Raw genomic sequence first — 22,545 nt, 5'->3', positions numbered from 1 at the left:
CGCCGTGGTGTGCGGCGCGTTATGGTCGTCCAGCGCGGGGCGGCTCCTGGCGTGCTTCCTTCTCTTCCCTGTCACGGATTAAAAAGTGCGCACCCTTCCCGCCCCGCGCACGCAACCGGCGTCACCGGTCCGGCGACCGGACCGGACCCGGGGCGGCTCACGGGCGTACTTCCTTCTCACTGCGACGTCGCATTCCTGCGATGGATTTCAGCGCGCCCACTTCCCGCCCTGAGGTCAACCAGGGGGAGACACAGCGATGTTCACGACCACCACCGCAGCCACCACGCACGTTCCGCGCCCGCTCGCGGCCGTCATGCTCGCCCGCCGCGGAGCCGTGTACCTGCCCGCCGCCACGGCGGGGGCGTCGCTCGGCACCGCCGCCGGGGTGGCGCTGCTGGAGGCCGATCTGCTGGACCGCGGCTACCTGATGTCGTCCGCCCTGCGCGAAGCGCTCGCCGGGCGCGGCGAGACCGCGCTGACCGCGGCGGGCCGTGCGCTGCTGGCCGACATCGACCAGGCGCTGGGCGCTGACCGGCCCCACGTGCCGCTGTTCCGAGACTTCCCGGCGAGCACGCCCCGGGACACCTTCGCCTTCTACGTCGAGCGCGTGCTGACCGTGCTCTTCCAGTACCCGGAGCAGCCGTGCGTGCGGTGCGGCACGGAGGGCTCCGTCCATGCCGTATCGCCCTGCGCGCACCTGGTGTGCCGGAGCTGCTTCGACGGCGCGGACCTCTCCGCGTGCCCGGTCTGCCACCGCCGGATCGACGCGGACGACCCCTTCCTGCGGCCCCGCCGGCCGCGCCGCTTCGGCGGCCGGCGGCGCGCCCTCCCCGAGCGGCTGCGCGTACTGCACCACGGCGGCGACCTCGCCGCCCGGGACGCGGACGCCGTGCGGGAGATCCACGGGCTCCTCGCCCGGCCCGGAGCCCTAAGCCCGCAGGACGCCGACGATCTCCTCGCGCTGACGGAGACCCGCGACCCGGCAGATGTGTCCTGGCTGCCGGAGCACATCCCCGGCCGGGAGACCAAGGCGCGCGTCCTGGCCCGGCTGCTGGACGACGCCGGCGCGTACGGGACGACCCTCCCCGCCGTGACGGCCCGCATCGACACGGCGACCGACATCCTGCGGCTGCTCGCCGTGCGCTCCGGCGGCGACCCCGGCCTGGTCGACCTGCCGCGCTTCGTCTCGGTGCCCAGGCCGCTGCGCCGCGCCCTGCTCGGCGTGCTGGAGGGGCTGGCCCCCGACCTCGCCGTGCAGGACATGCGCCGGTACCGGCACGCGTGGCTGCGGGTCGCGGAACTGCTGCACCCCTTCGAGTACGCGGACCGTTTCCCCCGGGCGGCGCTGGCCGTCGCGGCGCTGCGCGACACCCGGCTCGCGGACGGCGACGCCCTGACCGCGACCCTGCGGACGGCGGCCGGTTCGGACGCGCGGGTCGACGCGACCGGGACCACGGTCCGGGTACGCGGCTGGGCGAGCCGGGTCGAGGCCGCGCTGGACGCCATGGACGTGCCGGCGGCCGTCGCGCTGCTGGCGCAGCGGCCGGGCGAGTTCGTGCGCCGCCTGGACCACCTGCTGCGGCTGTCCGCCGCCGAGGACGCGGACACGGTCCTGTCCGCGCTGGAGCCCGTGGTGGCGCGGGTGACGCCCGCGGTGCTGCTGTCCGCGCTCGGCGAGCTGCGCAGCCGTCCCCGCGCGGCCGCCACACGCGTGTTCTTCCCCAAGGGCGGCACGGCCAAGGTGCATTTGGCGCAGGACGACCGGCTGCCGATCGGGGCGGACGTCATCGGGCGGGCCGTCGCCCTGCTGGAGGCCGAGGTGCTGCGGCGGGCGGCGGAGGCGGAGGCAGCCGACGTCGCCGTCGTGGACGCCGGCCTGGACGGACTGATCGCGCCGTTCACCGAGCGCACGGCCGCTCGGGCCCTGGTGACGCTGCCGCGCGGCAGCGAACTGCCCGTCCCTGACGGGAGGAGCCTGCGGCTGTTCCTGCACTGGATGGAGAGCGAGGAATCCGGCCGGACCGACCTGGACCTGTCCACGGCGCTGTTCGACGCCGAGTGGAACGCGGTCGGCCACTGCGACTACACCCGCCTGCGGTTCGGGGCGGACGCCGCCGTGCACTCGGGCGACCTGACCAGCGCCCCGGCGCCGCAGGGGGCGGCGGAGTTCGTCGACCTCGACCTGGACGCGCTGGCGGCCGCCGGGGTCCGCCATGTGGTGGCGGTGGTCTTCTCGTTCAACAACGTCCCGTTCGAGGCACTGCCCGAGGCGTTCGCCGGGCTCATGGCCCGCGACCTGCCCGGCGACGACGGGCCGGTCTTCGACGCCCGTGCCGTGGAGCAGCGCTACGACCTGACCGGCCGGGCCCGCGCGAGCGTGCCGCTGGTCGTCGACGTGGTGAACCGCACCATGCGGTGGCTGGACGTGGTCTCGGGCGTGACCGGCACCGACCACTCGGTCGCACGGCACGGGGACGACCTCGCCCTGCTCGCCAGGAGCCTCACCGCCCTGTTCGCCTCCGGCGCCCGTGTGGGCCTGGGCGAACTGGCCGTGTGGCAGGCGGCGGCCCGCGCCGCCACCGTGCTGCTGCGGCACGCGGACGGCTCGCTGACCGCCTACCGGCGCCGTGCCGGGGAGCCGGTGGCGGGGTTCGCGGCCCGGATCGGCACGCCCGACGCGGACGGCTCCGACGGGGCTGACGGCGTTGACGCGCGCGAGGAGCTCGGCCGGGCGCGGCTGGCCTGGCTGCTCCGCGGCGACCTCGAACTGCCGGAGGGCGCCGAGGTGTTCGCCCTCCACCCGGCGGGGCTGGACGCGGCGCGGGTGCGGCTGCTGGCGGCGGCGGACGTCGTCGCGGCGCTCACCCCCGCCCCCACGCCCTAGGAGGCGTACTGGCCGTCGAGCTCGAGCCGGCGGCGCAGCTCGCGGACGTAGGGGCGCAGCGTGCTCTCGCTCAGCGGGCCGCCGTTGGGGCTGGAGATGCCGTACCGGTCCTGCAGCAGCAGGCCGAACTGGCGGGCGTTGGGGAAGGCGCCGAACTGCTGGTGGTACGCCCGGAAGGCCCGGTCGTACAGCTCCTCGCGGCCCATGTCCTCGACGACGGGCTCCGGTTCCGGCTCGGCGAAGTACTCCGGCTCGGGCTCCGGCGCGTACTCGACGCGCGGGGTGGGGATCACGCCGCTGCCGTCGGCGAGGTTGCGCCGGCGGTTGCCCGCGCCGACCGGTGCGGTGAGGGGTTCGGGCTGCGGGACGGGCGCGGGAGCGGGCGCCGGTGCCGGGGCCTGGGCGGCGACCGGGGCCTGCGGCTGGGGCTGGGGCTGCGCCGGTGCCTGGAACGGTACGGCGGCCTGCGCGGGAGTGAACTGCGCCGGCTCGGGAGCCTGTTCGGGGGCGGGCTCCGGGACCGGGTACTCCTCGGCGTACGGGGCGGCCTCCGGTGCCGGGGCCTGGGCGGCGACCGGGGCCGGGGCGGGCAGCGCGGTGGGCGCCGGGACCGCCGGGACCGCCGGGAGTTCGATGCCGGCCGCGGCGAGCCCGACGGGGCCGGTTTCGGTGAGGGGGACGCCGAAGCGGGCGAGCCGCAGCGGCATCAGCGACTCCACCGGGGCCTTGCGGCGCCAGGCGCGGCCGTAGCGCGCCCGCAGCCGGGCCTGGTAGACGAGACGTTCCTGCTCCAGCCGGATGACCTCGTCGTAGCTGCGCAGTTCCCACAGCTTCATGCGGCGCCACAGGCGGAAGGTCGGCAGCGGCGCCAGCAGCCAGCGCGCGAGCCGGACCGACTCCATGTGCTTGTCGGCGGTGATGTCGGCGACCCGGCCGATCGCGTGCCGGGCCGCCTCCACCGACACCACGAAGAGGATCGGGATGATGCCGTGCATCCCGACGCCGAGCGGGTCGGGCCAGGCCGCCGCACCGTTGAAGGCGATGGTGGCCGCGGTGAGCAGCCACGCGGTCTGGCGCAGCAGCGGGAAGGGGATGCGCAGCCAGGTCAGCAACAGGTCCAGCGCGAGCAGGACCACGATCCCCGCGTCGACACCGATCGGGAAGACGTTGGCGAACCAGCCGAATCCCTTGGCGAGCGCGAGTTCGCGCACCGCCGCGTACGAGCCCGCGAAGCCGATCGCTGCGATGATCACCGCTCCGGCGACCACCACACCGACCAGGATGCGGTGCGTCCGGTTCATGCGTATCGCGGACACCCGCGACCCTCCCAGGCTCGGAAACTGGCCTGCCCAGCCTGCCACACGGGTCAATGGGCTTGTCGTACAAACGTGGTGAATCGGTACGGCGAGGGGGGAGTTGTTACGCGTTCGCCGCCGCGACCGAGGCGACGGCTTCCTTGGCCGCCTTGAGCGCGTTCTTCCGGAGATCGTCGGCCTTGGGGGTCTTGGCGTCCTCCAGGCCGGCGCCGTTGTAGGAGAGCGCGACGACGGCGTTTCCGGAGCGTGCGACGACTGTGACGTCCTGGTACTCCTCCTTGTCCTTCGTGGCCTTGGAGGTCACCGCGGTGCCCGTGTCCCAGGTGCCGGACGCCGTGACGGTCTCGCTCGTGGCGCCCTTGGCGGCCTTCGCCTGCGCGACCAGCTCGTTGTAGCGCCTGGTGGCCTGCTGCTCGGCGGAGCCGAGACCGGCCACGGAGTCGTAGCGCTGGAGCGACACGTCCAGCCAGCGGTACTGGTAGCCGTTCAGGCCGTTCCAGGAGCAGCCGCCGCGCTCGTCGGCGGAGCCGGAGCCGGCCGGCGTGCCGGCGGCCTTCTTCGCCTTCGGGACCAGTGAGGCGACGGTCCTGGCGCCGACGGCCTTGCAGGCGGCGGGCAGTTGCGTGTACTTCGCCGGGGCGACGGCCGGTGAGGCGGAGGCCGTGGGCGATCCCGAGGGGGAGGCGGAGGGTGCCGCCTTGTCGGCGCCGGCGGTCCCCTTCGGCGAGTCCGAGCCGGAGGAGCAGGCGGCGACGAGCGTCACCGGCACGGCCGCACAGGCGAGCAGACGGGCGAGACGGGGGGCTGATCGGTGCATGGATCCTTCGCTCACTTTCCGCGTGTCCTGGCGTGGCACAAACGGCCAGACTACGCGGATCGCCTCATTCGTCCAGTTGATCTGCCAGTTCCGCGGCCACCTGACGGGCACCGGCCTGCAGGTCCGGACTGGGCGGTTCGACCGACTTGTCCGTGGACCACTGGGAGAGGCCGACGGTCACCAGGACGTTGGCGATCCGGAAGACGACGGTCACGTCGCGGTGCACCCCGGAGTCCCGGGTGCGCAGCGCGTCGTCGAGGAAGGCGTCGTCCCCGAGGCCGTCCAGGAAGCGCGGCGCGACGTCCTGCGGGATGCCGGACGGGCTGCTGCTCGGCGGTGCGGAAACCCCGGTCGAACTGGGGCTCGTCGAGGACGTCGGGGCGCCGGGCGGAGTGGGCGCCCCCGGCCCGCCGTCGGCGGGCGCGAGGGGGATGCCGGCGTCCGTCGCGCGGGTGCGGTAGTCGGTCGCGGCCTGGTCGTCGTCACTGACCGCAGAGTCGTACGACACCACGCGCTCCAGGTCGATCTGGAGGTAGCGGTTGCCGAGGGCGGTGCGCCCCGTCCACTTGCAACCGACCTTGCGGTCCGTGTCGAAGGTCACGCTCGCCTCCCCGTCGGGATCGGCCGCGTTCGGCACGAGTGAGGCGATGGTGCCGGCGGACACCGAGCCGCACGGCTCCGGCAGCACGCGGTACTTGCCGGGCGGGGCCGCGGCGACGGTCTGCCCGCCGTTGGCCGCGTCCGCGGCGGCCGTGCCGCTCCCGGCACCGTCGGAGCCGCTGCAGCCGGCCAGCGCCACGGCGGCGAGCGACACGGCGCACGTTCCGCTCAGCAGTGCCCGGACCCGGTTGGAGCGGTCTCCCGATGGCTGCACTGACGTGGCCCCTTCCTCCGGCGGTGGCCCGGCGCTCGTGTAAATCCCTTGGCGGGGGACGACGCCGAGTAGACACAATGTCTACCGCACCGGCCGCGGCCGTCGCCGGGCCCGGGGGCTGTATGGATGACTTCCTCCCTGATTTCGTTTTTCATTGATGTGTGGCCTTTATCCGTTTTTAAGTGCTTTGTTGGTTGAACCGTTCCATGAACCACCCCTGGGGGAAAGGCAGATGTCCATGTCCATGTCCGGATCCACGTCCAGACCCACCTACACCGAGGTGCCCGGCGTCCGGGTGCCGATCCGCATGTGGACCGACCCGGCCTCGGTCGAGGACGTCGCGATGCAGCAGCTGAGGAACGTCTCCTCGCTCCCGTGGATCAAGGGCCTCGCGGTCATGCCCGACGTCCACTTCGGCAAGGGCGCCACGGTCGGCTCCGTCATCGCGATGAGCGGCGCGGTCTGCCCCGCCGCCGTCGGCGTCGACATCGGCTGCGGGATGAGCGCCGTCAGGACCTCCCTCACGGCGGGCGACCTGCCCGGCGACCTGTCGCGGCTGCGCTCCAGGATCGAGCAGGCCATCCCGGTGGGCCGGGGCATGCACGACGAGGCGGTCGACCCCGGCCGGCTGTACGGCCTGCCGGCCGGCGGCTGGGACGACTTCTGGGACGGCTTCGACGACCTCGCCGAGGCCGTGCGCTTCCGCCACGGACGCGCGCTGCAGCAGATGGGCACCCTCGGTTCCGGCAACCACTTCATCGAGGTGTGCCTCGACGAGTCCGGCGCCGTCTGGCTCATGCTGCACTCGGGTTCGCGCAACATCGGCAAGGAACTCGCCGAGCACCACATCGGCGAGGCCCACAAGCTGCCCCACAACCAGGACCTGGTCGACCGCGACCTCGCCGTCTTCGTCGCGGACACCCCGCAGATGGAGGCGTACCGCCGCGACCTGTTCTGGGCCCAGGACTACGCCAAGCGCAATCGCGCGATCATGATGGCGCTGCTCCAGGAGGTCGTGCGGCGCGAGTTCCGCAAGGCGAAGGTCAGCTTCGACCAGGTGATCTCCTGCCACCACAACTACGTCTCCGAGGAGCGCTACGACGGGGTCGACCTGCTCGTGACCCGTAAGGGCGCGATCAAGGCCGGCAGCGGCGACTACGGCATCATCCCCGGCTCCATGGGCACCGGTTCCTACATCGTCCGCGGCCTGGGCAACCCCGACGCCTTCAACTCCGCCTCGCACGGCGCGGGCCGCCGGATGAGCCGCAACGCGGCGAAGAAGCGGTTCTCCACGCGGGACCTGGAGGAGCAGACCCGGGGAGTCGAGTGCCGCAAGGACTCGGGCGTCGTGGACGAGATCCCCGGCGCGTACAAGTCCATCGACAAGGTCATCGAGCAGCAGCGGGACCTGGTCGCGGTGGTGGCGAAGCTCAAGCAGGTCGTCTGCGTGAAGGGCTGAGGTGCCTTCCCCGCGGTCCCCCGGGCCGGTGATGCCGGCCCGGGGGACCCCGGGGCGCTCTGCCGTCCCGGTCAGTCCTCGCGCTGGACGCGGTGGACGCGGTGCTGGGCGGCCTGGGCGCGCGGGCGGACGACCATGAGGTCGACGTTCACATGGGCGGGGCGGGTGACCGCCCAGGTGACGGCGTCGGCGATGTCGTCCGAGGTCAGCGGTTCGGCGACGCCCGCGTAGACCGCGGCGGCCTTCTCCTCGTCGCCGTGGAAGCGGGTGAGGGCGAAGCCCTCGGACTTGACCATGCCGGGCGCGATCTCGACGACTCGGACCGGCTCGCCGAGCAGTTCCAGGCGCAGTGTGCCGGCGAGGGCGTGCGTGCCGTGCTTGGCGGCGACGTAGCCGCCGCCACCCTCGTAGGGGGTCAGGCCCGCGGTGGAGGACAGGATCACCACGGTGCCGTCGCCGGAGGCGATGAGCTTCGGCAGCAGCGCCTGCACCGAGTGGAGCACGCCCAGCACGTTCACCTCGTACATCGTCCGCCACTCGTCGGGATCGGCGGTCGCGACGGGGTCGGCGCCCAGCGCTCCTCCGGCGTTCGCGAAGAGCACGTCGCAGCGGTCGAGGGAGTCGGCGAACGCGTCGACCGCGGCACGGTCGGTGACGTCGAGGGCGACGGCGGCGGCCGAGTGGCCGGCGGCGGTGAGCTCCTTGGCGAGGGCGTCGAGCCGGTCGGCGCGGCGGGCGGTGAGGACGACGTGACAGCCGGCTTCGGCGAGCCGGCGGGCGGTGGCGGCGCCGATGCCGCTGCTCGCTCCGGTGACGACTGCGGTACGGGGGCTCATGTCGTGCTGCCTTTCGCTATCGCCGGTACGCGCCTGCGGTGCCGGGCCATGACTGGAGCATAGGCGGGGCGGCGGCGGGCTTCCGCACGGTGCACGCGTCAGGAGGGGCCCGCCCACCGTGCGGGGGTCACGTCGTGCGGGGTGCCGCCGGACCGGGCGACGCGGAGTCCCACGACCCCCGCGCGCGGGCCTCGTCACCACCGGTCGTCCCCGCCTTCCCGCAGCGGCGGGTGCCCGGGGCCCGGGTGCCGGGCCGGACGGGGTGCTGCTGTCCGCGCTCGGCGAGCTGCGCAGCCGTCCCCGCGCGGCCGCCACAGTGCGGGGGATCCTCCAGGGGCAGGTCGCGTCGATCGCCGCCCCGTCTGCCCCGGTCCCGTGCCCGGCCGCGCCGCCGACCACGTGGCGCCGGTCGCCTTTCCTCGCCCGCGGGAGAGGAAAGGAGGAGGGGTCAGGCGCTCTGGTCGCCGGTGGCGGAGGTCGCCGCCTTGGCGAGTCCGGCCAGGGCGTCCTTGGCCGCGGTCAGCGCGCCGTCGCGCACCTCGGAGACGCCGGGCGCCTTCTTGGACTCGAAGTCGCTGCCGTTGTAGGTGACGGTGACCACCGCGTTGCCCTTGCGGAAGACCACGACCGCCTCGCGCGTCTGCTGTCCGTCCTCCGTGGTCACCTGGACCGACACGGACGCCTCGTCGCCGATCCCCTGCGCGGGGTTCGGCTTCTTGGACCGGTCGTAGGAGGCCTGCGCCGCCTTCTCCGCGCTCTGCCCGTTGCCGCCCGCGGCGACCTCGAAGGTCACGTCCAGCCAGCGGTAGTCGAAGCCCTTGAGGGCGTTCCAGGAGCAGCCCGTGCGGTGCGAGGGGTCGGTGAGGGAGAGCGGCTTGCCGGCCGTCTTGGCCTGGGGCACCAGCTTCTTGATCGTGGCCGCCCGCATCGCCGTGCAGGGTGCGGGCGGCTTGGTGTACGTGATCGACGGGGCGCCGGAGCTGCCGGGGGAGTCCGGCGCGTTCGAGGAGCCGGAACCGCCGGACGGCGTCGACGGCCGTGCCGGGGAGCCGCCGGCCGAGGGCGTCGCGGCGTCGTGCTGGGACGAGGAGGCCATCGTCCAGCCGACGATGGCGAGCACGGCGGTGGGCAGCAGACGAGCCGCAAGAGTGAGGGGCAGGGGCGCCACAGCGGTCTTCTCTTCGTCGGTCCTGTGAAACAGCGGGAAACGAGCCATTACCAGCGGTGAGGAACGGAAGGAGGGGGCGGAAAGGGCGTACGGGGCCCGTGCGGCCTGAGCGTACGACGTGTAGATGAGATTGCCATACGAAAGTAGTCCGGGAACAGAGCACGTGTGTAGGGCTTGTGCCACCCGGCGTGACGGGTGTAGCCGCGCGCCCCCGTGGGGGCGTGCTCCCGGGACCGGTTCCCGTCGCGGCCGGGGCGGCGCGGCCCGCGATCGCCGTGCCGCCTGCGTGAACTCCCGTGCGGGGTAGGCCTCGACGGCCCCGCGTGCGCTATTCCGCCGCCTGCACCACGTGCCGCAGGAGCAGGGCGGTGGTGACCGGGCCGACGCCGCCGGGAACGGGGGTGAGCGCGCCCGCGTGCGGGGTGACCGAGGCGGCGTCCACGTCGCCGACGAGCCCGCCCTCGGGCGTCGGGTTGGTCCCCACGTCGATCACGACGGCCCCGGGGCGCACATGGGCGGCCGTGATGAGCCCGGGACGGCCGGCCGCGGCGACGACGACGTCCGCCCGGCCGGTGACGGCGGGCAGGTCGGGGGTGCGTGAATGGCACACGGTCACGGTGGCGTTCCGGTCGAGCAGCAGGAGCGCCGCGGGCTTGCCGACCACCGTGGAGCGGCCGACGACGGCGACGTGCCGCCCGGTGAGCTCGATCCCGTGGTGCTCAAGGAGCGCGACGACCGCCTCCGCCGTGGCCGGGGCGAACGCCGGCAGCCGCGCGGCGAGACGGCCGAGACTCACCGGGTTGGCGCCGTCGACGTCCTTGCCCGGCGCGATGGCCGACGCAAGGTCCTCCAGGGCCGCGCCCGCCGGCAGCGGGGTCTGCAGGATGATGCCGTGGACGGCCTCGTCCTCGCTGAGCCGGGCGAGTTCGGCGCGCAGGGCGGCGGCGGACGCGTCCGGACCGAGGTCGCGGATGTCGCAGGCGATGCCGCACTTGGCGGCGGCGCGCGCGATGGAGCGCACATACCAGGCACTGGACTCGTCGGCGGTCGCGACCACGACCGCGAGCCGGGGCGGCCGGCCCCCCTCCGTCAGCGCGGCGGCGCGGGCCGTCGTCTCCTCCCGGAGGGCCGCGGCCAGTTCCTTGCCCGACAGGGCGAGTGCGGGGCTCACTTGGCGATCTCCTGGCGTACGGCCTCCGTCACGCGGTCGGCGCGGTCCACGAGCGCGCCGACCGCGTCGGCGGTCGCCGAGAACCCGGCCCGGACCGTCCCGTCCTTGATGCCGCCGAGGTTGATCTCGATGTTGACGCGCGCGGTTCCGGCGGCGGCGCGGGCCGCCTCCGTGGCGGCGGCGACGTCCGACAGGAGGTTGCGGTTGGCGATCGGCAGCAGCTCCTCGGCGAGCGCCACCACGCGCTCGGCGACGGCGACGACCTCGGCCGGCGGGCGGGCCGCGCCCTCCAGCGCGGCGGCGACGGCGGCCGAGCGGGCCGCCTTCTCCCCGTCGCTGCCCTTGGGCAGCCGGTAGGCGTCGGTGACGGCGGTGAAGGCGGCGGCGTCCTCGGCGGCCAGGCGCAGGGCCGCCTCGCGCAGTTCGTCGGCGGCCTCGGCGATCCGCCCGACGGCGGCGCCGTGCTCCGCGTACCGCTCGCCCGTGGTGTAGCGGGCGACCATCGCCACGAGGGCGGCGCCCTGGGCCGCGTGCAGCGCCGCGGACGCGCCTCCGCCCGGCACCGGCACCCGCGCGGACAACTGCTCCAGGAACTCGCCGATCGTCTGGTCGCGCATGACCGCGATCCTTTCACGGTGCCGGACCCGGGACAGGCGTGGGAGCGCTCTCATACCATGCGGGTCATGCGGAGCCTCACCAAGCGCGCCCTGACGCCGGATCAGCTCTCGGCCATGCTGCACGCCTCGGCGGGCATCGGCTGCCGTGTCGAGGCCGAGCTGACGGACGGCTGGTTCAACGCCGCGTACCGCGTGCTGCTCGACGACGGACGCCCCGCCGTGCTGAAGGTCGCGCCCCCGCCGGAGACCGTCGTGCTGCGCTACGAGCGCGGCATCATGGCGACGGAGATCATGGTGCACCGCCGCGCGGCCGCCCTCGGCGGCGTCCCGCTGCCGGAACTGCTCTACGCCGGACCGGACTTCATGGCCCTGTCGGTCCTGCCGGGCACGCCCTGGGACAAGGCCGCCGACCGCCTCCCGCCACCGCGGCAGGCCGCGCTGCGCCGCGAACTCGGCCGGACAGTGGCGCGGCTGCACACCCTGACCTCCCAGGACGGCCGCTACGGCTACCCCGCCCCCGAGGCCGGGCTGTCGGCGGCGGACTGGCCGGCCGCCTTCGGCGCGATGGTCGAGGCGATGCTGGAGGAGGCCGCGCGGTGGCACTCCCCGCTCGGGGTGTCGCCGGACGAGGTAAGGGAGTTGGTCGCTGCCGGCGCGTCCGCGCTCGCGCGGGTGGACCGGCCGCGGCTGGTCCACTTCGACCTGTGGCCCGGCAACGTCTTCGTCACCGACGACGGCACCGCCGTCACCGGCCTCATCGACCACGAACGGGCCTTCTTCGGCGACCCGGCAGCCGAACTGGTCTCCCTGGGCTTCGGCGGCGACACCGGCCCGGACAGCGACCTCGTCGCCGGCTACCGCGAGGCCGGCGGGCTCTTGGGCTTCGGGCCCGCCATGCGGCACCGGCTGGCGCTCTACCGCCTCTACCTCGGCCTGATCCTCGTCGTCGAGTGCGGACCGCGCGGTTACGGCGCCGATCACGTCGAGACCTGCCGCGACGCGCTCGGTCGCTGGACGGCCGAGGCCAGGGTCGCCGCGTCGGGCGGCTGAGGCCGCCGGTTGCGCGGTGCGGCGTGGCTGCCTCGGCGCCCGTGGGGGCGGTACGGGCCTGCCCGGGGGCCTGTGCCCGCCGTCGCCCCGGGCAGGGTGTGGGCTTCTCGGTCCGGGCCGGTGCTGCCGGGGTCGCGGCCTGTACCGGTCGCAACCGGGGGGCGCGTGAGTCTCTGACGAGCGCTGTGCCGTGCCTGGCGTGGCTGCCTACGCGCCGTGTGGGCGGTACGGCGAACGAGCCTGCCCGGACGCCGTGGGCGCGGGGTCAGGCGGGGGTGGTGCCCGGCTGCACGACCATGTTGCGGCCGCCCAGGGGGCCGACCCGTCCGGCGTGGTCGCTCTGGTGCGCCGCCTGCGCCGCGCCCGTACCCGCGCCGGTGCCGGTCACGACGGGGGGTGCCGCGTGCGCCCCGGACGAGTGCTGTGCCGTGCCCGGGGTGATCGCCATCGGCGCCGCGCTCGACGGCACGGCGGCGGCCGGCGCCGCGACGGCGCGGGTGGCGTCGGCCTTGGGCTGCTCGTCCTTCTCCGGCGCGTGGGTCACGCCGAACCGGGTCCGAAGATGGTGCCCGGCGGCCTCGTCCAGACTCACCGGGCGCTGCAGCCGCACCGCCAGCCGGCTCGCTTCGCGGCCGAGCGCCGCCAGGTCCTCCCAGCGGAGGTGCACGACCAGGGGCAGTTCCGCCTCGCCGTCGGGAAGCGCCTGAAGTCCTTGGAAGGAGACGTTGCTCTGACTGTTCATCGGCCGGTCCTCACCCTCGTGACGATCTCGGGCAGCTGTTCGTGCGGCACCCGCTACGCGAGGGGATACGCAGACCGTGCCCGCGGCGTTCACCCCACCCGCCCCCTGCTCTGCGGGGCGGGGCAGGGGGAGGGGCGGCAGCTGTATTGATCACGAGCGTTGTCCACCGGTCGGCGCGTGATCAAGGCGAAGACCTCCGGTGCGGTGGAGCTGTCCAGGACCGCACCGCGCCGGAGGTCTTCGTGTCCCGCCGTAATGCCCGCCTGACCGTCCACGGCAGGCGACTGCTGGTCGAGCGTGCAGCGCGGGTCGTCCCAACGGGCATCTCCCGCGCGACGTGTGGACACATGGGTCCGCCCGCCGGCGAGCCGAGGGAGAGGCGGGCCTTGCCGACCGCTCCGGCCGGCCCCCCGCCACCCCGCACTCGGCGGCCGTCCGTCCATCACCCGCGTGAACGGCGCTCCGGGTCACTACACCTGGCGCGCGTTCATGAACTCGTCCGGCCGCAGGGCGCGTTCGTTGATGCGGACGTCGCCGATCCAGCCGTGCAGGAGCTGGTCGAGCTTGCCCCCGTACTCGTAACCGCCGAGCATCCAGGGCAGGCCCAGGGCGGTGAGGCCGGAGTTGCGGGTGGAGGGGTTGCGGGCGACGGGGCAGCCGTCGACGTACATCGTGGTGTGGCGGCCGTCGTTGACGACGGCGACGTGCCACCAGGTGTCCAGCGGCAGCTCGTGGCCCCAGTTGGTGACCGAGCCGTCCGTGTTCAGCGGGTAGACGCACCACTGGAGTTCGCGCCCGCCGGAGAGGCTGAGCGTCGCGACGGGCTCGTCGGGGTCGCCGGAGGTCTTGCCCGCCTCGCGGCTGAGGCCCCAGCGGCTGAGCAGGGCGGCCCAGGCGTTGCGGCCCTCGTCCCAGTCGGCGGGCAGCTTGAAGAACGCCTCGAAGGTGTAACCGGACCGGAACGTGGCCGAGTTGAGCGGGGCGTGGTCGCCGGTGGTGAGGTGGGCGCCGCGCAGCGGGCTCTTGTCGCCGGCGAAGTACAGGCTGGCGTGGCCGGGCTGGTCGGGGTGGTGCTCGGCGGACCAGGTCAGGGCGGTCGCGGGGTCGGATCCGGGGGCGACGACCTTGGTGAGGTCGTTGCCGTGGCCGGTCAGGTCGCGGACCCGGTCGGTGTCGTGGGAGGCGTCGAAGCGCCAGTACGCGACCGTGCCGGGGATCAGCATCCGGGCGGCCGGGCGGGACGGGCGCGCCGGGACCGGGGCGAAGCCCGCGAAGCGCTCGGCGAAGTCGATGTCGACCGCGAAACGGTCCTGCGGACCGGTCAGCTCGACCTCCTCGCGCTCCAGCGCGTTCAGGCCCTCGCCGGCGCGGCCCAGGATCCAGGGGGAGACGGTCTCGACGTCGATGGTGTTGCGCGCCAGGTCGAAGCGGTAGAGCCGGATCATCGCGGCGCCGCCGTAGTAGCGGTTCTGGTAGTTCGTGATGTGCAGGTGGGTGGCGTTGCCGGCCGCGTTGGTGCGGGTGGTGCGGGCCGGCGGCCAGAAGTGCCCGTTCAGGGTGAGGAAGATCTGGTCCGTGCCGTCGATCAGCTCGTCCCACAGTTCCCGGCCGTGGTCGGACAGCTGGGCCTCGTCGCCGTAGGCGTCGGCGTACACGATCTCGTGGGTGGTGAGGACCACCGGCGTGCCGGGGTGCCGCGCGATGGCGTCCTTCGCCCAGGCGATGCCGCCCGGCGAGGGCCGCCAGTCCAGGGAGAGCACCATCCACTCGCGGCCGGCCGCGCGGAACAGGTGGTAGTGGTTGTAGCCGTCCGGGCTGGAGCCGCCGAAGGCGGGCGCGTGGCGGTAGCGGTCAGGGCCGAAGACGTCCAGGTAGGCGCTGCGGCCCCGCTGGTCGTCGGTGGAGGAGTCGATGTCGTGGTTGCCCGCGACGACGCTGTAGGGCACGCCCTTGCGGTCCAGGACGCGGAACGCGTCGTCGACGGCGGCGAATTCACCGGCCTGGCCGTTCTGCGTGACATCACCCAGATGCGCCATGAAGACGATGTTCTCGTCCTTGCCGTGGTCCAGTAGGTACCGGAACGACGCCTCGACGGGGGCCGGGTGGACGCTCGCGCCGTCGAAGAGGTACTGCGTGTCCGGCATGACGACCAGCGTGAACCGCGAGTCGTCGGTGTCGGGGCGCCACGAGCCGCCCTGACCGGCGCTCCCGGTGGCGGACGCCGCCGGCGCGGCCGCGGCCAGCCCCGCGACGGCGGCGCCCGCCAGACCCGCGCCGGCCAGCACGGAGCGGCGGCTCGCGCCGAGCCGAGGTCCATCAGGTCTGTGGTGTGTGTCGCACATGGTGATCCCGCTCTCGGCCGGTGGGCAGCGTCGTTCCGGACGCTACGGGCGGATCGCGGGCCCCGGCCCAACCGCCGGAGAAGGACGGGTGAACGGCTTCGGGACCGCCGTGGCACCTGCGGAAAGGAGACGCCGGCGTCCTTCGGCCGGGCCACCGGCATCCCCGTCCGGTGGTGGACCCGTTGTGAGACCAGCCACTTGGCGCCCGTTTCGGCGGGCCGCGTGGATTAACGACAGGTAAACTGCCTGTTCGCTATTCGTGACGCCAGGTGAAAGGACCCGTCGTCGTCCAGAGCGGACGACAGCGGAACGGGGATGTGCCGGGCGTACGCCGACCGCGGGAAGAAGCCCGCGGCCCCGGGACAGTGTCGTCCCCGGCCGGCCGGGACCGCCCGTCGCGTGAACCCCGGCACCGCAGTGGTCCTTGACTTTTGGAGGGTTTGACATGCGTCCGTCTCTGGCCGTGAGCGACCGGCACCAGGTGTCCCGCGCGTCCGCCGGCGCGCCACCGGCGTCCGGGTCGTTCGAGCCGGGGAGCCCCGCGTGACGCTCGTCGACTCGCCGCTCCCACAACTGCCCCTGCTCGACTCCGCCCTCGCCGGTGTCGCCACCGCCCCGGACGAGCCCGTCCCGGCGCTCTTCCGCGCCGGCGGCGCCGCGCCGGAGCGCACCCTGCTCGACATCCTCGCCGCCACGGCCCGCGCGCACCCCGCCGCGGCCGCCGTCGACGACGGCACCACCGCGCTGAGCTACCGCGCGCTGGCCGCCGAGACCGAGCGGCTGCGCCGCCGCCTGGCCGACGCCGGGATCGGCGCCGGCGACCGGGTGGGCGTGCGCGTCCCCTCGGGCACCGTCGACCTGTATGTGTCGATCCTCGCCGTCCTGGCCGCGGGCGCCGCCTATGTGCCGGTCGACGCCGAGGACCCCGACGAGCGCGCCGAACTGGTCTTCTCCGAGGCCGGTGTCTGCGCCGTGATCGGCGAGCACCGCGCGATCACCCCGCACGCCGCGCCCCGCGGCGCGCCGGGCCGCCGCCCCGGGCCGGACGACGACGCGTGGATCATCTTCACCTCCGGCTCCACCGGCAAGCCCAAGGGCGTCGCCGTCACCCACCGCTCCGCCGCCGCCTTCGTCGACGCCGAGGCCCGGCTCTTCCTCACCGAGGAGCCGCTGGGGCCCGGCGACCGGGTGCTGGCCGGACTGTCGGTGGCCTTCGACGCCTCCTGCGAGGAGATGTGGCTGGCGTGGCGGCACGGCGCCTGCCTGGTGCCCGCGCCGCGCTCCCTGGTCCGCACCGGACTGGACCTCGGCCCCTGGCTGGTCGAGCAGGGCATCACCGTGGTCTCCACCGTGCCGACGCTGGCCGCCCTGTGGCCCATCGAGGCCCTGGACGACGTACGTCTGCTGATCTTCGGCGGCGAGGCCTGCCCGCCCGAGCTCGCCGAGCGCATGGCCGTCGAGGGCCGCGAGGTGTGGAACACCTACGGCCCGACCGAGGCCACCGTCGTCGCCTGCGCCGCCCAGCTCACCGGCGAGGGCCCGGTCCGCATCGGGCTGCCGCTGGACGGCTGGGAACTGGCCGTCGTGGACACCGCCGGCGTACCGCTGCCCATGGGCGCCACCGGCGAACTGGTCATCGGCGGCGTCGGCCTGGCCCGCTACCTGGACGCGGCCAAGGACGCCGAGAAGTACGCACCGCTGCGCTCGCTCGGATGGGAGCGCGCCTACCGCAGCGGCGACCTGGTGCGTGCCGAGCCCGAGGGCCTGCTCTTCATGGGCCGCGCCGACGAGCAGATCAAGCTGGGCGGCCGCCGCATCGAGCTCGGCGAGATCGACGCCGCGCTCCAGGCGCTGCCCGAGGTCGCGGGCGCCGCGGCCGCCGTCCGCACCACCAGGGCCGGCAACCAGATCCTCGTCGGCTACGTCGCCGGCACCGACGCCTTCGACCAGGCCGACGCGCTGGGCCGGCTGCGCGAGGCGCTGCCCGCCGCCCTCGTCCCGCTGATCGCCGTCGTCGACACGCTGCCCACCCGGACCTCGGGCAAGGTCGACCGCGACGCGCTGCCCTGGCCGCTGCCCACGCTCGACGCCGCGGGGGCAGTGCCCGGCGACCTGACGGAGACCGGCACCTGGCTCGCCGAACAGTGGGGCGAGATCCTCGGTGTGCCCGCCACCTCCGCCGACGCCGACTTCTTCGCGCTCGGCGGCGGCAGCCTCACCGCCGCCCGGCTGGTCTCCCAGCTGCGCACCCGCTTTCCCAGCGCGTCGGTCAGCGAGATCTACCAGCACCCCACGCTCGCCGGCCTCGCCGCGCGGCTGGACGAGGCCGACGCCCGCCGCACCGCCGTCCGCACCATCGCGCCGGTGCCCCGGCGCGCGGCCGCCGCGCAGCTCGCGCTGATGCTGCCGCTGCTCACCCTGGCCGGCCTGCGCTGGGGCGTGGTGGCCGCGGCCCTCGGCAATGTGCTGGCGCTGCTCGGCGCCTCCACCGGCACCCCCACTGTGTCGTGGTGGTGGATCGCGGCCGGCTGGGCCCTGCTCATCAGCCCGGCCGGCCGGCTGGCGATCTCCGCGGGCGGCGCGCGGCTGCTGCTGCGCGGCGTGCGCCCGGGGACGTACCCCCGCGGCGGCGGCGTGCACCTGCGGCTGTGGACCGCCGAACGCCTCGCCCACTTCAGCGGCGCGACCCAGCTGACCGGCGCCTGGCTGACCCACTACGCGCGGGCCCTGGGCGCCCGCATCGGCGACGGCGCCGACCTGCACTCCCTGCCGCCGCTGACCGGCATGCTCAAGCTCGGCCGGGGCAGCGCCGTCGAGCCCGAGGTGGACCTCGCGGGCCACTGGCTCGACGGTGACCTGCTGCGCGTCGGCAAGATCCGGATCGGCGCCGGGGCCACCGTCGGCTCGCGCTCCACGCTCTTCCCGGGGGCCCGCGTCGGCAAGCGCGCCGAGATCGCGCCGGGCTCCGGAGTCAAGGGCGCCGTCCCCGCCGCGCAGCGCTGGGCGGGCGTCCCCGCCGCCCGTACCGGCAAGGCGTCCCACCGCTGGCCCGACACCCGGCCGCCGCGCAAGCGGCGCTGGGCGCTCGCCTACGAGATGGCGTCCTTCGCCCTCGGTCTGCTGCCGACGGTGGCGTCGGTGCCCGCCGTGCTCGTCCTCGCCGCCTTCCTGCGCGGCGCCGGGCACGCGTCCCTGGGCGCCGCCCTTGCCGCCGTCCCGCTCGCCACGCTCGCCTGGCTCCTGACGTACGCGCTGCTCGTGCTGGGCGGCGTGCGCGTGCTGGGCCTCGGCCTGCGCGAGGGGCACCACCCCGTGCACGGCCGTGTCGCCTGGCAGGCCTGGGCGACCGAACGCCTCATGGACATGGCCCGCGGGCACCTCTTCCCGTTCTACGCGAGCCTTTTCACGCCCGTCTGGCTGCGGGCGCTCGGCATGAAGATCGGCCGCCGCGTCGAGGCCTCGACCGTGCTGGCGCTGCCCTCGATGACCACCGTCGGTGACGGCGCCTTCCTCGCCGACGACACCATGGTCGGCTCCTACGAGCTGGGCGGCGGCTGGATGCGCATCGCCGGCGCCCGGATCGGCAAGCGGGCCTTCCTCGGCAACTCCGGCATGACCGCCCCCGGTCGCTCGGTGCCCAAGAACGGCCTGGTCGGCGTGCTCTCGTCGACCCCCAAGGGCTTCAAGGCGGGCAGCTCGTACCTCGGCATGCCGCCGATGAAGCTGCCGCGCACCCCCGAGGCCGCCGACCAGAGCCGCACCTTCGCGCCGCCCCGGCACCTGGTGCTGGCCCGCGGGGCCGTCGAACTGTGCCGGATCGTCCCGCTGATGTGCGCGGCCGCGCTGGCCGTGCTGCTGCTGGCCGGGTACGCGGTGCTGGCGAGCCGGTTCGGCGTCGCGGTGGCGCTGCTCTCCGGAGGGCTGCTGCTCGCCCTCGCCGGCGCGGTGGCCTGCGCGGTGGCCATCGAGGCGAAGTGGCTGCTGGTCGGGCGCTTCCGGGCGGTCGAGCGGCCGCTGTGGAGCTCCTTCGTCTGGCGCAACGAACTGGCCGACACCTTCGTCGAGGTGCTGGCCGTGCCGTGGGCGGTCGGCACGCTCGGCGGCACCCCGCTGATGAGCCTGTGGCTGAGGACCATGGGGGCCAGGATCGGTCGGGGCGTATGGTGCGAGACGTACTGGCTGCCGGAAGCCGACCTGGTCAGGATCGGGGACGGCGCCACCGTCAACCGCGGCTGCGTCGTGCAGACGCACCTGTTCCACGATCGGATCATGCGCATGGACGAGGTCGTCCTCGAGCCGGGTGCCACGCTCGGCCCGCACGGCATCGTGCTCCCCGGGGCGACCGTCGGCGCGCGCACCACGATCGGCCCGGCCTCGCTGGTCATGCGCGGGGAGAGCGTTCCCGAGGGCACCCGGTGGCTGGGCAACCCGATCTCCGCCTGGCACACAGAGGGGGCCCGCAGAGGGTGAGCAGCGGCAAGCGCGTGCGTGGCGGGGAGGGCGTCCCCGCCACGCCGGGGGCGGACGTGTCCGCCGACTCCTACTTCCCCGAGCACGGCAACGGCGGGTACCAGGTCGCCCACTACGACCTGGAACTCGACTACCGCCCGGCGGCCAACCGGCTGTCGGGCCGCGCGCGGATCTCGGCGGTGGCCACCCGCGCGCTGTCCGGGCTGAGCCTGGACCTCGGCCCGTTCCGGCTGGACCGGGTCCTCGTCGACGGCCGGCCGTGCCGCTACACGCACCGCGCCGGCAAGCTGCGGATCAAGCCGCTGAAGACGCTGCCCGCCGGACCGTTCGAGATCGAGGTCCGCTACGTCGGCAACCCCAAGCCGGTGCGCACCCGCGACTGGGGCGACCTGGGCTGGGAGCAGCTGGAGGACGGCGCCCTCGTGGCCAGCCAGCCGATCGGGGCGCCCTCCTGGTTCCCCTGCAACGACCACCTGGGCGACAAGGCCAGCTACCGGATCACGGTGGCCGCGCCGTCGGCGTACGCGGTCGTGGCCAACGGCAGCCTGGAGTCGTACCGGGTCGGCGCCTCGACCACGACCTGGGTGTACGAGCAGGCCGAGCCGATGCCGACGTACCTGGCGACCGTCCAGGTCGGCGCCTACGAGCTGATCGACCACATCGGCGGCGACATACCCCAGCCGGCCGCCGTCCCGGCCGCGCTCGTGGCGGACTTCGGCCACGACTTCGGGCGCCAGCCGGAGATGATGAGGGCCTTCACCAGGCTGTTCGGGCCGTACCCGTTCGCCGAGTACGCGGTCGTGGTGGTGGACGAGGAACTCGACGTCCCCGTGGAGGCCCAGGCGCTGTCCATCTTCGGCCGCAACCACGTCGACGGCCGGCGCGGCCACGAGCGCCTGGTCGCCCACGAGCTCGCCCACCAGTGGTTCGGCAACAGCGTCAGCATCGCCGACTGGCGCCACATCTGGCTCAACGAGGGCTTCGCCGCCTATGCCGAATGGCTCTGGTCGGAGGTCTCCGGCGGTATCCCGGCCGCCCGCCACGCCGCCCGCGCGCACTCCCGGCTCGCCTCCCTGGCGCAGGATCTGCGGCTCTCCGACCCCGGCGTACGGCGCATGTTCGACGACCGCGTCTACAAGCGCGGCGCGCTCGCCCTGCACGCGCTGCGCACCACCATGGGCGACGCCGCCTTCTTCGCGCTGGCACAGGCCTGGACCCGGACGTACCGTCATGGCAGCGTGACCACCGACCAGTTCATCGCACTGGCCCACCAGCACAGCGACCAGCCCCTGGACGCGCTGGTGTTCCGACCGTGGCTGCACGACACCCGGCTGCCACGCCTGCCGAGCGGGGAAGCATGAGCGAAGGGCGCGACGACGGTGTCGTCCTCTACTGGCGGCCCGGCTGCCCCTACTGCATGCGGCTGCGGCTCTACCTCTTCGTGACGCGGCTGCGGCACACCAAGGTCAACATCTGGCGGGACCCGGACGGCGCGGCCTTCGTCCGCTCCGTCGCCGACGGCAACGAGACCGTGCCCACGGTGACCGTCGCCGGCCGGGCCATGGTCAACCCCTCCCGGCGGCAGCTCCGCGAAGCCCTGGCGGCGCACGCGTCGCCCCCGCAGTGGAACGGCTGACCGCGCGGCTGCGCCTGCGGGCGTGGCAGGACGCGGATCTGGACCCGCTGGCCGCCGTCAACGCCGACCCGGAGGTCATGCGCTTCATCGCCGACGGCTCGACCCGCACCCGCGAGGAGACCGCCGCCCAACTGGAGCGCTTCCGTGGGGAATGGCGCGACCACCACGGGCACGGCCACGGCGCGTTCGCCGTCGAGGTCCGCAGCACGGGCGAACTCGCGGGCTGGGTCGCGCTGACGGTGCCGGCCTTCCTGCCCGAGATCCTGCCCGCCGTGGAGATCGGCTGGCGTCTGGGACGGGCCCACTGGGGCCGCGGCTACGCGACCGAAGCCGCCCGCGCGGCAATGGAGTTCGCCTTCGCCGAGGCCGGTCTGGACCGGCTCGTGAGCATCTGCCATGTCGACCACCACGCCTCCGCCCGCGTGATGGCCAAGCTCGGGATGGCCCTCGACCGTACGACGACGGTGCCCGCGCACGGGCAGCCGGTACGGGTCACGGCGATCACGCGGGAGCAGTACGCGGCGGGTTCGCACCGGGCCTGACCTCCGGCGCGCCGGCACGCTCTCCGCGCCGGGGACGGATGGGGACCGGGGCGACTGCCCATCGGCCGGGGAACTGCCATAGGGTTCGGCGCGGACCGGCCCGTTCGGTCAGTTGCCGTACAGCACTGCGCAGTTCGGGTCAGTTCAGGTCAGATCAGGTCAGGTCACAGTCAGGCAGTCGTCCGACAGGCACGTGCAGGGGAGCACAGCGTGAGTCTCATCAAGAAGGCATTCGAAGTCATCGAGAAGGGCTTTGATGCGGGCGGTGACGCCATCCACGACTTCACCGTCAACCGCCGCACGGCCGAGCTCTTCCTGAAGCTGGGCGTCGCGGTCTACGCCGAGCAGCGCCTCGGCGGCTCGCACGAGCCGGTGGAGAGGATGTTCGAGGCCCTGGAGGGCCACGTCGCGGAGAACGGCGAGGTGGAGCTCGACCACCTCAAGGAGGCCCGCGAGGTCCTGGGCGAGGCGTTCGTGGCCAAGCACACCGCGGAGATCGAGGCGGAGGAGGCCGCCGAGGCCAAGGCCGTCGAGGAGGCCGCGGCCGCCGCCGCTGCGGCCGCCGCGGCTGCCGCCGCCGTGACCCCCGCCGCGCCTGTGGCGGCCCCCGCGGTTCCGGCC

The 22,545-nt window shown here is 74.3% G+C and carries 17 protein-coding genes and 1 pseudogene; 9 read left to right on the top strand and 9 right to left on the bottom strand.

Annotation, left to right across the window (positions count from 1 at the left end):
* The first annotated feature begins 256 nt into the window (after window positions 1-256).
* Entirely contained in the window at window positions 257-2,884 is a 2,628-nt protein-coding gene (locus PV364_RS38775) for an MXAN_6230/SCO0854 family RING domain-containing protein (protein WP_319665643.1), read from the top strand.
* Here the strand turns inward: PV364_RS38775 and PV364_RS38770 are convergent.
* The 3 genes from PV364_RS38770 to PV364_RS38760 all read right to left on the bottom strand — a co-directional run bounded on the left by PV364_RS38770 (window position 2,881) and on the right by PV364_RS38760 (window position 5,891).
* Window positions 2,881-4,185, bottom strand: a complete 1,305-nt coding sequence (locus PV364_RS38770) for a DUF2637 domain-containing protein (RefSeq protein WP_319665665.1) — start codon at window positions 4,183-4,185, stop codon at window positions 2,881-2,883. The genes PV364_RS38775 and PV364_RS38770 overlap by 4 nt on opposite strands.
* 118 nt (window positions 4,186-4,303) lie before the next feature.
* On the bottom strand, window positions 4,304-5,017 hold the full coding sequence (locus PV364_RS38765) for a DUF3558 domain-containing protein (RefSeq protein WP_319665642.1): 714 nt from the start codon (window positions 5,015-5,017) through the stop codon (window positions 4,304-4,306).
* Window positions 5,018-5,081: 64 nt separating this feature from the next.
* Complete coding sequence (locus PV364_RS38760) at window positions 5,082-5,891, bottom strand: hypothetical protein (protein ID WP_319665641.1); 810 nt, start codon at window positions 5,889-5,891, stop codon at window positions 5,082-5,084.
* A 244-nt stretch (window positions 5,892-6,135) separates the two neighbouring features.
* Here PV364_RS38760 and PV364_RS38755 point away from each other — a divergent pair, with 244 nt between their 5' ends.
* Window positions 6,136-7,350, top strand: a complete 1,215-nt coding sequence (locus tag PV364_RS38755; RefSeq protein WP_319665664.1) for an RtcB family protein — start codon at window positions 6,136-6,138, stop codon at window positions 7,348-7,350.
* A 71-nt stretch (window positions 7,351-7,421) separates the two neighbouring features.
* On the opposite strand, the gene PV364_RS38750 is transcribed toward PV364_RS38755, so the two are convergent.
* The 4 genes from PV364_RS38750 to PV364_RS38735 form a co-directional block, all read right to left on the bottom strand.
* Complete coding sequence (locus tag PV364_RS38750) at window positions 7,422-8,186, bottom strand: SDR family NAD(P)-dependent oxidoreductase (RefSeq protein WP_319665640.1); 765 nt, start codon at window positions 8,184-8,186, stop codon at window positions 7,422-7,424.
* A gap of 448 nt (window positions 8,187-8,634) precedes the next feature.
* Window positions 8,635-9,354, bottom strand: coding sequence for a hypothetical protein (locus tag PV364_RS38745; protein ID WP_319665639.1), 720 nt, complete (start codon window positions 9,352-9,354; stop codon window positions 8,635-8,637).
* 328 nt (window positions 9,355-9,682) lie between these two features.
* Window positions 9,683-10,525: a bifunctional 5,10-methylenetetrahydrofolate dehydrogenase/5,10-methenyltetrahydrofolate cyclohydrolase gene (locus PV364_RS38740; protein ID WP_319665638.1), complete on the bottom strand. Its 843-nt coding sequence runs from the start codon at window positions 10,523-10,525 to the stop codon at window positions 9,683-9,685.
* Window positions 10,522-11,142 (bottom strand): cyclodeaminase/cyclohydrolase family protein, encoded by a 621-nt coding sequence (locus tag PV364_RS38735; RefSeq protein WP_319665637.1) that lies wholly within the window; start codon window positions 11,140-11,142, stop codon window positions 10,522-10,524. Before PV364_RS38735 ends, PV364_RS38740 begins: the two co-directional genes overlap by 4 nt.
* Before the next feature lie 66 nt (window positions 11,143-11,208).
* Here PV364_RS38735 and PV364_RS38730 point away from each other — a divergent pair, with 66 nt between their 5' ends.
* Complete coding sequence (locus tag PV364_RS38730; protein WP_319665636.1) at window positions 11,209-12,192, top strand: aminoglycoside phosphotransferase family protein; 984 nt, start codon at window positions 11,209-11,211, stop codon at window positions 12,190-12,192.
* A gap of 265 nt (window positions 12,193-12,457) precedes the next feature.
* Here the strand turns inward: PV364_RS38730 and PV364_RS38725 are convergent, their stop codons facing one another.
* Window positions 12,458-12,934, bottom strand: a complete 477-nt coding sequence (locus tag PV364_RS38725; protein WP_319665635.1) for a hypothetical protein — start codon at window positions 12,932-12,934, stop codon at window positions 12,458-12,460.
* Between the two features lie 242 nt (window positions 12,935-13,176).
* On the opposite strand from PV364_RS38725, the pseudogene PV364_RS41450 reads away from it, so the two are divergent.
* Window positions 13,177-13,367: pseudogene (locus tag PV364_RS41450) on the top strand (IS481 family transposase); the annotation flags it as partial.
* Window positions 13,368-13,404: 37 nt separating this feature from the next.
* Here the strand turns inward: PV364_RS41450 and PV364_RS38720 are convergent.
* Window positions 13,405-15,276, bottom strand: coding sequence for a LamG-like jellyroll fold domain-containing protein (locus tag PV364_RS38720; RefSeq protein ID WP_319665634.1), 1,872 nt, complete (start codon window positions 15,274-15,276; stop codon window positions 13,405-13,407).
* A 543-nt stretch (window positions 15,277-15,819) separates the two neighbouring features.
* On the opposite strand from PV364_RS38720, the gene PV364_RS38715 reads away from it, so the two are divergent.
* The 5 genes from PV364_RS38715 to PV364_RS38695 all read left to right on the top strand — a co-directional run.
* Complete coding sequence (locus tag PV364_RS38715) at window positions 15,820-19,746, top strand: Pls/PosA family non-ribosomal peptide synthetase (protein ID WP_319665633.1); 3,927 nt, start codon at window positions 15,820-15,822, stop codon at window positions 19,744-19,746.
* The gene (locus PV364_RS38710) at window positions 19,743-21,107 is read left to right on the top strand and encodes a M1 family metallopeptidase (RefSeq protein ID WP_319665632.1); all 1,365 of its coding nucleotides are present in this window, start codon (window positions 19,743-19,745) and stop codon (window positions 21,105-21,107) included. Before PV364_RS38715 ends, PV364_RS38710 begins: the two co-directional genes overlap by 4 nt.
* Window positions 21,104-21,382 (top strand): glutaredoxin domain-containing protein, encoded by a 279-nt coding sequence (locus PV364_RS38705; RefSeq protein ID WP_319665631.1) that lies wholly within the window; start codon window positions 21,104-21,106, stop codon window positions 21,380-21,382. The genes PV364_RS38710 and PV364_RS38705 overlap by 4 nt, the downstream gene beginning before the upstream one ends.
* The gene (locus PV364_RS38700) at window positions 21,370-21,924 is read left to right on the top strand and encodes a GNAT family N-acetyltransferase (RefSeq protein WP_319665630.1); all 555 of its coding nucleotides are present in this window, start codon (window positions 21,370-21,372) and stop codon (window positions 21,922-21,924) included. Before PV364_RS38705 ends, PV364_RS38700 begins: the two co-directional genes overlap by 13 nt.
* Before the next feature lie 210 nt (window positions 21,925-22,134).
* On the top strand, window positions 22,135-22,545 hold a 411-nt coding region (locus PV364_RS38695), incomplete at its 3' end, for a hypothetical protein (RefSeq protein WP_319665629.1).

The sequence above is a fragment of the Streptomyces sp. MI02-7b genome (genome assembly GCF_033793585.1).
Classification (GTDB): Bacteria; Actinomycetota; Actinomycetes; order Streptomycetales; family Streptomycetaceae; genus Actinacidiphila.
This window is presented reverse-complemented; position numbering and strand designations above follow the sequence as displayed.